The 11,710-nt window shown below is 59.6% G+C and carries 13 protein-coding genes and 1 tRNA gene; 10 read left to right on the plus strand and 4 right to left on the minus strand.

The window, feature by feature from the left end; all coding sequences use genetic code 11:
* Positions 1 to 2: 2 nt before the first annotated feature.
* Positions 3 to 518, minus strand: a complete 516-nt coding sequence (locus ACP7B3_RS24500; protein ID WP_404483238.1) for a DUF2062 domain-containing protein — start codon at positions 516 to 518, stop codon at positions 3 to 5.
* 135 nt (positions 519 to 653) lie between these two features.
* Here ACP7B3_RS24500 and ACP7B3_RS24505 point away from each other — a divergent pair, with 135 nt between their 5' ends.
* From ACP7B3_RS24505 to murB, 8 genes are all read left to right on the plus strand, one after another.
* On the plus strand, positions 654 to 2,879 hold the full coding sequence (locus ACP7B3_RS24505) for a DNA internalization-related competence protein ComEC/Rec2 (RefSeq protein ID WP_426181439.1): 2,226 nt from the start codon (positions 654 to 656) through the stop codon (positions 2,877 to 2,879).
* 109 nt (positions 2,880 to 2,988) lie between these two features.
* Complete coding sequence (locus ACP7B3_RS24510) at positions 2,989 to 3,624, plus strand: MotA/TolQ/ExbB proton channel family protein (RefSeq protein ID WP_106579832.1); 636 nt, start codon at positions 2,989 to 2,991, stop codon at positions 3,622 to 3,624.
* Positions 3,621 to 4,049, plus strand: coding sequence for an ExbD/TolR family protein (locus ACP7B3_RS24515; RefSeq protein WP_106579831.1), 429 nt, complete (start codon positions 3,621 to 3,623; stop codon positions 4,047 to 4,049). Before ACP7B3_RS24510 ends, ACP7B3_RS24515 begins: the two co-directional genes overlap by 4 nt.
* Complete coding sequence (lpxK, locus tag ACP7B3_RS24520) at positions 4,049 to 5,059, plus strand: tetraacyldisaccharide 4'-kinase (RefSeq protein WP_262207330.1); 1,011 nt, start codon at positions 4,049 to 4,051, stop codon at positions 5,057 to 5,059. Before ACP7B3_RS24515 ends, lpxK begins: the two co-directional genes overlap by 1 nt.
* Before the next feature lie 24 nt (positions 5,060 to 5,083).
* The gene (locus tag ACP7B3_RS24525) at positions 5,084 to 5,269 is read left to right on the plus strand and encodes a Trm112 family protein (RefSeq protein WP_003174668.1); all 186 of its coding nucleotides are present in this window, start codon (positions 5,084 to 5,086) and stop codon (positions 5,267 to 5,269) included.
* A complete protein-coding gene (kdsB, locus tag ACP7B3_RS24530) occupies positions 5,266 to 6,030 on the plus strand; it encodes a 3-deoxy-manno-octulosonate cytidylyltransferase (protein ID WP_145164751.1) in 765 nt (254 codons plus the stop codon). The genes ACP7B3_RS24525 and kdsB overlap by 4 nt, the downstream gene beginning before the upstream one ends.
* Positions 6,030 to 6,494, plus strand: coding sequence for a low molecular weight protein-tyrosine-phosphatase (locus ACP7B3_RS24535; protein WP_106579828.1), 465 nt, complete (start codon positions 6,030 to 6,032; stop codon positions 6,492 to 6,494). The genes kdsB and ACP7B3_RS24535 overlap by 1 nt, the downstream gene beginning before the upstream one ends.
* Positions 6,491 to 7,510, plus strand: coding sequence for a UDP-N-acetylmuramate dehydrogenase (gene murB, locus ACP7B3_RS24540; RefSeq protein WP_426181446.1), 1,020 nt, complete (start codon positions 6,491 to 6,493; stop codon positions 7,508 to 7,510). The genes ACP7B3_RS24535 and murB overlap by 4 nt, the downstream gene beginning before the upstream one ends.
* Positions 7,511 to 7,571: 61 nt before the next feature.
* Here murB and ACP7B3_RS24545 read toward each other — a convergent pair whose 3' ends face one another.
* Positions 7,572 to 8,243, minus strand: a complete 672-nt coding sequence (locus tag ACP7B3_RS24545; RefSeq protein WP_060755618.1) for a Bax inhibitor-1/YccA family protein — start codon at positions 8,241 to 8,243, stop codon at positions 7,572 to 7,574.
* Positions 8,244 to 8,528: 285 nt separating this feature from the next.
* Between ACP7B3_RS24545 and ACP7B3_RS24550 the strand changes: the two genes are divergently transcribed.
* Positions 8,529 to 8,616, plus strand: a tRNA-Ser gene (locus tag ACP7B3_RS24550).
* Between the two features lie 1,374 nt (positions 8,617 to 9,990).
* On the opposite strand, the gene ACP7B3_RS24555 is transcribed toward ACP7B3_RS24550, so the two are convergent.
* Positions 9,991 to 10,611, minus strand: coding sequence for a LysE family translocator (locus ACP7B3_RS24555; RefSeq protein ID WP_145164761.1), 621 nt, complete (start codon positions 10,609 to 10,611; stop codon positions 9,991 to 9,993).
* A gap of 131 nt (positions 10,612 to 10,742) precedes the next feature.
* Between ACP7B3_RS24555 and ACP7B3_RS24560 the strand changes: the two genes are divergently transcribed.
* Positions 10,743 to 11,189 carry an Lrp/AsnC family transcriptional regulator gene (locus tag ACP7B3_RS24560; RefSeq protein WP_145164920.1) on the plus strand — a complete coding sequence of 149 codons (447 nt, stop codon included), beginning with the start codon at positions 10,743 to 10,745 and terminating at the stop codon, positions 11,187 to 11,189.
* Between the two features lie 71 nt (positions 11,190 to 11,260).
* Here the strand turns inward: ACP7B3_RS24560 and ACP7B3_RS24565 are convergent, their stop codons facing one another.
* Entirely contained in the window at positions 11,261 to 11,623 is a 363-nt protein-coding gene (locus ACP7B3_RS24565; RefSeq protein ID WP_256676507.1) for a hypothetical protein, read from the minus strand.
* Positions 11,624 to 11,710 lie beyond the last annotated feature (87 nt).

Below are 11,710 nucleotides of genomic sequence, written 5' to 3' on the forward strand. Positions count from 1 at the left end.
CTTCACCCGCGACGTTGTTTGCGCTTCTTCCACTGGTGCGCGACCCACCAACGCCAATAGCCCATGGTCAGGCAATAGGCCAGCGCGCCCAACACCAGCCCCACAACCACCGATCCCAACAGAAATGGCTGCCACAGCGTGCTCAACTGGCCGCTGATCCATTCCCAGGTGAGGTTGTCCGGCAGGCTGCGCGGCGGCACGTTCATCAGCCAGGCACCGGTCAGGTAAGTGCAGATAAACACCACCGGCATGGTGATCGGGTTGGTCAGCCACACCAGGCTGACGGCGATAGGCATATTGCCGCGCACCACAATCGCCAGGATCGCGGCCAACAACATCTGCAGCGGAATCGGGATGAATGCCGCGAACAGGCCCACCGCCATGGCGCGCGCAACGGAGTGCCGGTTCAGGTGCCAGAGGTTGGGGTCATGCAGCAACGTGCCGAGAAATCGTAAAGACTTGTGTTCCCTGATACTCGTGGGATCGGGCATGTACCGTTTGAATAAGCGCCGGGGCATAAGGGGTCCAGGTCAGTTCGAGGGGCAAGTATGCCCGCATTCTATAAACAGAAAATTCAGACTTTGTGACAAAACATCATCGGCAGCGCTGGGCGAGTGACTAAGACTGAGTGGATCACTTGCAAGGGATGATTCATGAAAATCGGCATGTTTGCGCTCGGACTTGGCCTGCTTTCGTTGCGACTTTTACCCGCACTGCCGCCTACCGGATGGCTACTGGCCATTTGGGTGATTGCGTTGATGTTGTTGCCTTTTCGCACCTACCCGGTGGCCTTTTTCCTGTTCGGATTGGGCTGGGCGTGCCTGAGCGCGCAGTGGGCGTTGGATGACCGTCTGAAGCCGGCGCTGGATGGCCAGACGCGTTGGGTAGAAGGCCGCGTGACCGGGCTGCCGCAGCAGACAAGCACTGGCGTACGGTTTGAACTGACCGACAGCCGGTCACGCACAGCCCGCTTACCCAAGCGCATTCGGGTGTCCTGGCACGGTGGCCCGCCAGTAAACAGCGGTGAGCGTTGGCGCCTGGCGATCACCTTGAAGCGGCCCGCGGGGCTGCTCAATTTTCACGGTTTTGACCACGAAGCCTGGCTGCTGGCCCAGCGCATCGGCGCCACGGGATCGGTCAAGGACGGCCAGCGCCTGGCGCCAGCCCGCAATGCCTGGCGCGATGCTGTTCGCCAACGCTTGGCGGCGGTGGACGCCCAAGGGCGCGAGGCGGGTTTGGCGGCGCTGGTATTGGGCGATGGCTCCGGGCTGGCTGCCGGGGACTGGCAGGTATTGCAGGACACCGGAACCGTGCACCTGCTGGTGATCTCCGGCCAGCACATCGGCTTGCTGGCGGGGTTGATCTACGGCCTGGTGGCCGGGCTTGCGCGCCACGGCTGTTGGCCGCGAGCCTTGCCGTGGCTGCCATGGGCGTGTGGCCTGGCCTTTGCCGCCGCGCTGGGTTACGGCCTGTTGGCTGGGTTTGGTGTGCCGGTACAACGGGCCTGTGTGATGGTCGGCCTGGTATTGCTGTGGCGTCTGCGTTTCCGGCATTTGGGGATCTGGTGGCCACTGTTGTTGGCGCTCGACGCCGTGCTGGTGCTGGAGCCGTTGGCGAGTTTGCAGCCGGGGTTCTGGTTGTCGTTCGCGGCCGTCGCGGTGCTGGTACTGGCGTTCAGCGGGTGCCTGGGTCCATGGAGTCTGTGGCACGCATGGACGCGTCCACAGTGGTTGATTGCCATCGGTTTGTTTCCGCTCCTGCTGGTGCTTGGGTTGCCTGTCAGCCTGAGTGCGCCAGTGGCCAATCTGTTTGCCGTGCCATGGATCAGCCTGGTGGTATTGCCATTGGCCCTGCTGGGGACTGCGCTGCTGGCGATTCCGTTTGTGGGTGAAAGCTTGCTGTGGTTGGCCGGCGGCGCACTTGATGGGCTTTTCAGAGGGCTGACGCTGCTGGCGAGCCAGCAGCCGGCCTGGATACCGGCCGAGGTGCCCCTGGTGTATTGGTGTGTAAGCCTGGTGGGCACGGTGTTGTTGCTGCTGCCCCAAGGCGTGCCGTTTCGGCTGCTGGGCTGGCCAATGCTGTTGCTGGCGGTCTTTCCACCCTGGCAGCCCGTGCCTTTTGGGCAGGTGGAAGTGGTGCAACTGGATGTCGGCCAGGGGCAGGCGCTGATCCTGCGCACGCGCCATCACACCTTGCTTTACGATGCGGGGCCGCGTTCCGGCGAGTTTGATCTTGGCGCGCGCGTGGTGCTGCCCGCGTTGAAAAAACTCGGGGTCGACACCCTGGACCTGCTGGTGATCAGCCATGCTCACGCGGATCACGCGGGCGGTGCGCCAGCCGTTGCCCAGGGGCTTGCAGTCCAGCGGGTGATCGGAGGAGAAACCCAAGGCTTGCCGGCATTGCTCGATACTCAACCCTGCGTCAGTGGCGAGCAGTGGGAGTGGGACGGTGTAGCGTTTGAACTGTGGCAGTGGCCTGGCGCCACTAGCAGCAACCCGAAATCCTGTGTGTTGGGTGTAAAGGCCAACGGCGAACGCCTGCTGTTGACCGGCGATATCGATCGCGCTGCCGAATGGGCTTTCCTCGCGTCCCCCCTGGCGGTACGGACCGATTGGCTGCAGGCGCCGCATCATGGCAGTCGCAGTTCTTCATCCTGGCCCTTACTGGAACAGCTGGCGCCCAAATCGGTCCTGATCTCACGGGGGCGTGGCAACGCGTTCGGTCATCCGCACCCGCAAGTGCTGGCGCGTTATCAAGCGTTGGGCAGCCTCGTGTACGACAGCGCCGAGCAAGGCGCTGTGCGTGTGCAATTGGGCGCCTTTGAACCACCGGAAGTTGCGCGCAGTCAACGCCGCTTCTGGCGTGAGGCGTTACCGTAAATCAATGTCGCCCAAAGCCCAGGCCCGCGACGGGCGGGCCGGTGGCTGACGAGCCCCGCTGACGAACCTATATGGTAAAGTGGCGCACTTTTTCGAGGGGACATTCACTGTGTGGGAATTGGTCAAATCCGGCGGCTGGATGATGTTGCCGATCATCTTGAGCTCCATCGCCGCACTCGGCATCGTCGCCGAACGCCTGTGGACCCTGCGTGCCAGCCGCATCACGCCCGAGCATTTGCTGGGGCAGGTGTGGGGCTGGATCAAAAACAAGCAACTGGATAAAGACAAACTCAAGGAATTGCGCGCCAATTCCCCTTTGGGTGAAATCCTGGCTGCTGGCCTTGCCAACTCCAAACATGGTCGCGAGATCATGAAAGAGTGCATTGAGGAAGCCGCCGCCCGGGTCATCCATGAGATGGAGCGCTATATCAATGCGCTGGGCACCATCGCGGCCATGGCGCCATTGCTGGGCCTGTTGGGTACGGTGTTGGGCATGATTGATATTTTCAGCTCATTCATGGGCTCAGGCATGACCACTAATGCCGCGGTATTGGCAGGCGGTATCTCCAAGGCCCTGATTACCACGGCTGCGGGCCTGATGGTCGGTATTCCCTCGGTGTTTTTCCACCGTTTCCTGCAACGCCGCATCGATGAACTCGTGGTAGGCATGGAGCAGGAAGCCATCAAACTGGTGGAAGTGGTGCAGGGCGATCGTGATGTCGATTTCGTCGAGGGCCGGGTGTGAAATTTCGCCGCAAGCAACGGGAAAACGTTGATATCAACCTCGCGTCGCTGATTGACGTGGTGTTCATCCTGCTGCTGTTTTTCGTCGTCACCACCACGTTCACCCGGCAAACCCAGCTGCGTGTCGACTTGCCGGAAGCGGTGAGCGGCTCGCCGGCCGAGGACCAGGACGCCAAGCAACTGGATATTGCCATCAGCGCCGACGGGGTGTTTTCGGTGAATAACCAATTGCTTGAGAAAAATGACCTCACCAGCCTGATGGACGCCTTGCAGAAAGAATCCGGCGGCGATACCAACATGCCACTTTCGATCAGTGCAGACGGCAAAACCCAGCATCAAGCCGTGATCACCGCGATGGATGCCGCCGGCAAGCTCGGCTTCACCCATCTGCGCATGACCACCGTAGAGGCGGCGGCCCAACCCTGATGGCCATGTCCGATCGTTTGCTCAAGGCCTGGTACGAAGGCCACCCGGCACTCACGCTGCTGCGGCCGCTGGAGTCTTTGTATCGGCGTGTGGTGCAGCGCAAACGTGCGCGTTTTCTCGCGGGTGAGGGCGCGATCTATCAATCGCCAGTACCGGTGGTGGTGGTCGGTAATATCACTGTGGGCGGAACGGGCAAAACGCCGCTGATTCTGTGGCTTATCGATCACTGCCGGCGTAGTGGTTTGCGGGTAGGGGTGGTCAGTCGCGGTTACGGTGCCAAACCGCCGCAGTTGCCGTGGCGGGTCGAGGCCAGCCACAGCCCTGAAGTGGCCGGTGACGAGCCGTTGCTGATCGTGCAGCGCAGCGGCGTCCCGCTGATGATTGACCCAGACCGCAGTCGCGCGGTGAAAGCGCTGCTGGCCAGCGAGCCGCTTGACCTGATTCTTTCCGACGACGGCCTGCAGCATTACCGCCTGGCCCGTGACCTTGAACTGGTGTTGATCGATGCTGCCCGTGGCCTCGGCAACCGCCGTTGCTTGCCGGCCGGACCTTTGCGCGAGCCGGTCGAGCGCCTGCAGAGCGTCGATGCGCTGCTCTATAACGGTGCCGCGTCCGATCGCGAGGATGGCTTCGCTTTCCGTCTCCAACCCACGGCACTGATCAATTTGAAAACCGGTGAGCGCCAACCCGCCGATTATTTTCCGGTGGGCCAGCAGGTCCATGCGGTCGCGGGTATTGGCAACCCGCAGCGTTTCTTCACTACCCTTGAAACGCTACACTGGCGGCCGATACCGCATGCGTTTGCCGACCACGCGCCCTACAGCGCCGACGTCTTGAATTTTACGCCGACATTGCCGTTGGTCATGACCGAAAAGGACGCGGTGAAGTGCCGCGCCTTTGCCCGTCCCGACTGGTGGTACCTTGCAGTGGATGCGCTGCCGTCACCGGCGTTTGTCGCCTGGTTTGACACGCAACTGATGCGCTTGCTGCCCGCCCGACTCTTGCCTTAAATCGCTTTTACCCAGGAAACGCTCATGGACACCAAACTGCTCGACATCCTCGCTTGCCCGATCTGCAAAGGCCCGCTCAAGCTCAGCGCCGACAAAACCGAGCTGATCAGCAAAGGCGCCGGCCTGGCGTACCCGATCCGTGATGGCATCCCGGTGATGCTGGAGAGCGAAGCCCGTACCTTGACCACCGATGAGCGTCTGGATAAATGACCACCGCCTTTACCGTTGTCATTCCTTCGCGCTATGCATCGACCCGCTTGCCGGGTAAGCCGCTGCAATTGATCGGCAACAAGCCGATGATCCAGCTGGTGTGGGAGCAGGCCTGCAAAAGCAGCGCCGAACGGGTCGTGGTGGCCACCGATGACCCGCGCATCATCGAGGCCTGCAAAGGTTTTGGCGCCGAAGCAGTGTTGACCCGCGAAGACCACAATTCCGGCACCGACCGCCTGGCCGAAGTCGCCACGCAGCTGGGCTTGGCGGCGGATGCAATTGTGGTCAACGTGCAGGGCGACGAGCCATTGATCCCGCCGAGCGTGATCGATCAGGTCGCCGCCAACCTGGCTGCCCATGGCGAAGCGCGCATGGCGACCCTGGCCGAGCCTATCGAAGACATCGACACCCTGTTCAACCCGAACGTGGTCAAGGTGGTCAGCGACATCAATGGGCTGGCGCTGACATTCAGCCGCTCGACCCTGCCTTGGGCGCGCGACGCGTTTGCCAGGAGTCGCGACGTCTTGCCGGAGGGCGTGCCGTACCGCCGTCACATCGGCATCTATGCCTATCGCGCCGGTTTCCTGCATGACTTTGTCAGCTGGGGCCCGTGCTGGTTGGAAAACACCGAGTCTCTGGAGCAACTGCGTGCCTTGTGGCACGGCGTGCGTATCCATGTGGGCGACGCGCTGGAAGCACCGCCGGCCGGCGTCGATACCCACGAAGACCTTGAGCGCGTCCGTCGCCTGCTGGGGGCCTGATGGAGGTTCTGTTTGTCTGCCTGGGCAACATCTGCCGTTCGCCGACCGCCGAGGGCGTATTGCGCCATAAACTGCGCGAAGCGGGCTTAGCAGGCCAGGTCGAAGTGGCGTCTGCGGGCACCGGTGAATGGCATGTCGGCAACCCGCCGGACCAGCGTAGCCAGCGTGCGGCGTTGGTGCGCGGGTATGATCTGTCGGCTCAGCGTGCCCAACAGGTCTCGCGTGCCGACTTTGCACGTTATGACCTGATCCTGGCTATGGACCACAGCAACCTGCGCAACCTTAAGGCGCTGCACCCCGGGCAGGGTAAAGCGGAGCTGGACTTGTTCCTGCGCCGTTTTGAGTCTGAAGTAGACGAGGTGCCAGACCCTTACTACGAAGGTGAACAAGGCTTTGAACGGGTTCTTGACCTGATCGAGCGCGCCTGTGATTTATTGGTAATCGAATTGAAGGGGCGGTTATGACCTTGCAGGTGCTTGCGCAGGTATCGCTCAAGCCATTCAACAGCTTTGGCATCGACGTACGCGCCCAATTGTTTGCCGAGGCCCATAGTGATGCCGATGTCCGCGAAGCCGTGGCTTACGCGGCTGCGCACGCAGTGCCGCTGCTGGTGATCGGTGGCGGCAGCAACTTATTGCTGACCCAGGACATTCAAGCATTGGTGTTGCGCATGGCGACCCAAGGCATTCGCGTGTTGCAGGATGATGGGCAGCAGGTGGTGGTCGAAGCTGAGGCGGGCGAAGCGTGGCACCCGTTTGTACTGTGGACCCTGGAGCACGGTTTCTGCGGTCTGGAAAACCTCAGCCTGATCCCCGGCACTGTCGGGGCCGCGCCGATGCAGAACATTGGTGCCTATGGTGTAGAGATCAAGGATGTGTTTGCCGGCCTGACCGCTCTGGATCGCCAAACGGGCGAGCTGCGCGATTTCAGCCTGCAAGAGTGCAACTTCGCTTACCGCGACAGCCTGTTCAAACACGAAACCGGGCGCTGGTTGATTCTGCGCGTGCGTTTTGCCTTGAGTCGCACCAGTCACCTGAAGCTCGACTACGGCCCGGTGCAGCAGCGCCTGGCCGGGCAGGGGATCACCGAGGCGACGCCCAGCGACGTCAGCCGCGCAATTTGCAGCATCCGCCGGGAAAAACTGCCGGACCCGGCCGAGTTGGGTAATGCCGGGAGCTTTTTCAAGAACCCGCTGGTGTCCCAAGCGCTGGCCGCAGAGCTACAGGCGCTGTATCCGGACCTGGTGGCTTACCCGCAGACTGACGGGCAGATGAAACTCGCGGCCGGCTGGCTGATCGATAAGGCCGGCTGGAAGGGCTTTCGTGATGGCGATGCGGGCGTACATAAGATGCAGGCACTGGTGCTGGTCAACTATGGTGGGGCGACAGGGCACGATATTGCGGACCTGGCGCTGCGTATCCAGCAGGACATTGCTGAACGCTTCAAGGTTGAGCTGGAAATGGAACCTAATCGTTACTGAACCGTTAGAAACAAAATGCCCCGCATCTTTCGATGCGGGGCATTTTTTATGGCGCTAGCAATCAGTCATCACGGCCCATGATGCCGAAGATCTGCAACAGGCTGATGAACAGGTTGTAGATCGATACATACAGGCTGATGGTCGCCATGATGTAGTTGCGCTCACCGCCGTGGATGATGGCGCTGGTCTGGAACAGGATGCATACAGAGGAGAACAGCACAAACCCTGCGCTGATCGCCAACTGCAGGCCGCTGATCTGGAAGAACATGCCTGCGACCACTGCTGCCAGCAACACGAAGAAGCCAGCGGTGATGAAACCGCCCAGGAAGCTCATGTCCTTGCGGCTGATCAGCACGTAGGCCGACAGACCACCAAAGACCAGGGCCGTCATGGCAAACGCCGAGCTGACCACTTCCGCGCCGCCGGCCATGCCGAGGTAACGGTTAAGGATTGGGCCGAGGATAAAGCCCATGAAACCCGTCAAGGCAAACGCCGACACCAGACCCCAGGCCGAGTCACGCAGCTTGTTGGTCAGGAAAAACAGACCGTAGAAACCGATCAACACGACAAAGATGTTCGGGTAGCCAACGCGCATTTGCTGCGCTACATACGCCATTACGCCGCTGAATGCGAGGGTAAGGGCGAGCAAGCCGTACGTATTGCGCAACACGCGGCTGACTTCAAGCTGCTCAGCCTGCGCGTTACCATTCACTGCGTAATTCTGTTCGCGCATGGCGACACTCCTTCAGTTTTGAAACGTTCAGTCGCAAAGATCATAACAGACGCTCTGTAACAAGCGATGCCGAGAGTTTGACAGTGTGTTTCATTCGGGTATTATGGCGCCCGCTGACACGGGATGGGCTACTATAATCCTGTGATGCAAAAGGGAAATTGGCAGAGTGGTTGAATGCACCGGTCTTGAAAACCGGCGAACGTTAATAGCGTTCCCAGGGTTCTTATCTAAGGCTATCTCCAGTTGCACCTTGCTGTACCGCTTCATCGCGTCATCGGAATAAACGGGAAATTGGCAGAGTGGTTGAATGCACCGGTCTTGAAAACCGGCGAACGTTAATAGCGTTCCCAGGGTTCGAATCCCTGGTTTCCCGCCGCGAACTCAACAAAATCAAGGGCTTGGATGAAAATCTAGGCTCTTTTTTTGTGTTTTTTCGGCCGAGAGATGGGGTAGGGCGTGCCACTCCCTGGATAAAATGAGTGGTCTCTAAGAGTGCAACAATTCCAGTTGCACCTTACCAATCCTTTCAGTTGACGCTTTGGGGGGGTGACTACCTTTCACTTCTCTCTGTGCTTCCCTTAGGCGCACGTCCAATAAATGAACGTGGTTCGCTGGCCGGGCGATTTGCCCCAATCCTAATATGAGCTAGAGCCCAGAGTCTGATGGTGGCCAAAGGAGGCGGCATGTGCACATTGTGATGCCCCGTTGATGACTAGTAGAAATGAAAAAGCTGCGGCGTAAGATGCTCGGTTGGGACATTTTCAGATTGGCGAACTGATTGGCTTCCTCCTTCGGCAAAATCACGTCTCGTGCAGAGTCTTCGTTCAGCGACCGATTTCCTCCGCTTCCTGTCTGCCCCTCCCCGCACGATGTTGCTGAATTTTTGGTAGTGCCCCCTTTGGTATTTATCTCATCCAAAAACATTCATCACTCGCCCGCTTGCCTCTGGCTGTGATGGGGCGAAACGGTCGCCGGTGAATTCGTTAGGCTACCGCAGATCCATCAGCGGTATCTCCGCCTTGCTGAATTTGAATCCCTCCAGGAACAGCTCGCTTAGGGTCGCAACCGCAGCCTTTGTGATGACCCGCGTGTCGTCCGTTGGATATGGCAGCTCACAGATAACACCGCGAGCATACCCAGGGGGCCTATGACCAGCATCACGAGCCTTGATAAGCGCCCCAAGGCACTGAACAAGACATCGATCAGCCTTTCGAGACGGGAACTCAAACCACTGAAGCCTGCGACTTTCCAAAAACTTCGCGTAGTTCAACAGCCCGTTCAGGTTGCTAGAAACGGTCTTAAGGATTGCCTCACCATTGGTGACTCTCTCCATAGCCCAGAGATTCGCTTCTCTCCAGGGCAAACCGTCTTCCTAGAATATTTGTGGTAGCCCTTCGATCACTACACGGGAGCTATTCAGCGAGTAGCTAATCAGGCGGTCTTTGACAGAAAGGTCATGCGGACTGAAGTGAGTGTGTTCGACGGTAGGCAAGGGAAATCTCTGTAAGAACAAGCGTCAATGTCCATGAACGCGCCATCTGACTTTGGACGTCCACGGTATGCAACTTATTGTTATCAATGCTGTAGACCTCAAGCGCTGGCACCATCGACTCGTTGATCGTCATGACGCGTTCGCGCGTGTCGCCCTTTATGTGGAATAGACAATCAACGGGAATTGTTCGATAGCAGGCATTTGAGCACGCAGGCTTGTGTATTCGCAGGTGGGCAGGCGGATGCATTGCCGCTTTCAGCTGGCGATTACGCGTATAAACTGCCAGGCGGCGAAGCCCAGCAGGAAGAGGCCTGCGCTGCGGTCGATCCATTGCATGGCGCTAACTCCCAAGCGGTGACGAATACTGGACACGCCGAAACTGAGGGCTAGCCACCAGAGCGCAGAGCCGCAGAATATGCCCAGCACCATCACCAGCCCGTCCGCACCGGACAGAGCCTCGCCGCCGGACAGAGTGGCAAAGATGGCAACGAAAGAAAGTATGGTCAGCGGGTTGCTCAGCGTCAGGAGGAACACCGAGGCGAATGCCGGCAGCACGCGGGCTTGGTCGCTCGCACTGGCGGCTTGTTCCGGTGGTGTGGCGCGCAACATCTTCAATCCCATCCAGGCCAGAAACAGGGCGCCAAAGAGGGCGAGCGGGGTGACCAGCGTGACGAAGACACGGGTGATTGCACCGATACCAAAGGCGCCCAGCGCACCATAGCAGGCATCCGCCGCCGCAGCGCCCAGGCCGCTTATAAAACCGATGCGCGCACCATGCCCCAGGGTTCGCTGGATGCACAACAGACCAATGGGGCCAACAGGCGCTGCGATGGACAGGCCGATCAGGACGGATTTGAGAAACAGGAGGGTCGCCATGCGCAGGCTCCGGGACAGTGGACATGGGCAATATTCTGCGTTGCAATGCATCGATCCTGAATGCAGGGATTACGGTAGTTTCGTGTAATCGCCTGAATAAATTACGAATTTAGAATCGGATGCCTGAAAAAATGGAGCTGGATGCAAAATCCTGGAAAATACTTCAGGTCGTACAACGTGAGGGACGTATTTCCCTGACAGATCTAGCACCAAGGGTGACCCTTTCGCTGCCGGCCACCTCCGAGCGCCTAAAGCGCCTGGAAGAGGCCGGAGTGATTGAGGCGTACTGCGCAACGGTTTCCGCCGAAAAGGCCGGTTACGGGGTGATGGCGCTGATCGGCATGACTACTCCGCAATTGAACAAGGCGCGGCTGATCGGCCAGTTGCAGCAGATGTCGGAGGTGCTGGAATGCCTGCACGTGACCGGGCAGGACTCCTTTATCCTGCGGGTGGTGACCCGCGATATCCGCCACCTGGAGCGTTTCGTCGGCAGCATCAACCACTTTGGCGAGACGCGTACGTCCATCGTCATGTCTGCGCCCATTCCCATGCGCGGGGTGGCACCGCCACGCGATTGATCACTCGAGTTGGGCAGAGCTCAAGTTCGAATGGAAACGACCTGACGACGGCGCACCTAACGCTGCCAGGATCATTGAGGCCGCGACAATTGATGGCCTTGGGCAGGTTGCTGCGCAGCTTTCCGGATCATAAGCTGACTACCCGGCAGCGCCGCCTGGACTGCCTCGACCACTCGGCGAAGGTGGGTGAATTTGTGGTTCTCTTCGACCGCCTTGTCATACCAAAGCTCACGGGCTTCATCTTTGCTCAGATTGCCCAGTTCCCAGTCATGGCGGCCTGTCCGCTGGCGGCGGCGCTGCAGGATGCACTTCTGGGCCAGGGCGTGCAGAGCGTTGCCGCTGAACACTGTAGGGCTGATGCCGCGATCCAAGCAATTTAGGATGTAGTCCCAGCCGCAGTCGGCGACGAGCTCGGCGACGGTGCGCGGACCCATTCCATCCCAGTAGGTGTTCCGATCGGCTGGCTCTATGCATTTCCGTGGCAGATGTGGTTTGCGTGGGGAAGCTGATTAGCCGATCAC

This window comes from Pseudomonas sp. TWRC1-2 (genome assembly GCF_049896685.1).
GTDB lineage: Bacteria > Pseudomonadota > Gammaproteobacteria > Pseudomonadales > Pseudomonadaceae > Aquipseudomonas.

What these genes read in the sequence shown, in the direction of transcription:
- murB (WP_426181446.1), top strand. Translation starts at nt 6,491, where the DNA reads ATGACCTTGCAGGTGCTTGCGCAGGTATCGCTCAAGCCATTCAACAGC.
- ACP7B3_RS24545 (WP_060755618.1), bottom strand. Translation starts at nt 8,243, where the DNA reads ATGCGCGAACAGAATTACGCAGTGAATGGTAACGCGCAGGCTGAGCAG.
- ACP7B3_RS24535 (WP_106579828.1), top strand. Translation starts at nt 6,030, where the DNA reads ATGGAGGTTCTGTTTGTCTGCCTGGGCAACATCTGCCGTTCGCCGACC.
- ACP7B3_RS24500 (WP_404483238.1), bottom strand. Translation starts at nt 518, where the DNA reads ATGCCCCGGCGCTTATTCAAACGGTACATGCCCGATCCCACGAGTATC.
- ACP7B3_RS24560 (WP_145164920.1), top strand. Translation starts at nt 10,743, where the DNA reads ATGGAGCTGGATGCAAAATCCTGGAAAATACTTCAGGTCGTACAACGT.
- ACP7B3_RS24555 (WP_145164761.1), bottom strand. Translation starts at nt 10,611, where the DNA reads ATGGCGACCCTCCTGTTTCTCAAATCCGTCCTGATCGGCCTGTCCATC.
- ACP7B3_RS24525 (WP_003174668.1), top strand. Translation starts at nt 5,084, where the DNA reads ATGGACACCAAACTGCTCGACATCCTCGCTTGCCCGATCTGCAAAGGC.
- ACP7B3_RS24505 (WP_426181439.1), top strand. Translation starts at nt 654, where the DNA reads ATGAAAATCGGCATGTTTGCGCTCGGACTTGGCCTGCTTTCGTTGCGA.
- kdsB (WP_145164751.1), top strand. Translation starts at nt 5,266, where the DNA reads ATGACCACCGCCTTTACCGTTGTCATTCCTTCGCGCTATGCATCGACC.
- lpxK (WP_262207330.1), top strand. Translation starts at nt 4,049, where the DNA reads ATGGCCATGTCCGATCGTTTGCTCAAGGCCTGGTACGAAGGCCACCCG.
- ACP7B3_RS24565 (WP_256676507.1), bottom strand. Translation starts at nt 11,623, where the DNA reads ATGGGTCCGCGCACCGTCGCCGAGCTCGTCGCCGACTGCGGCTGGGAC.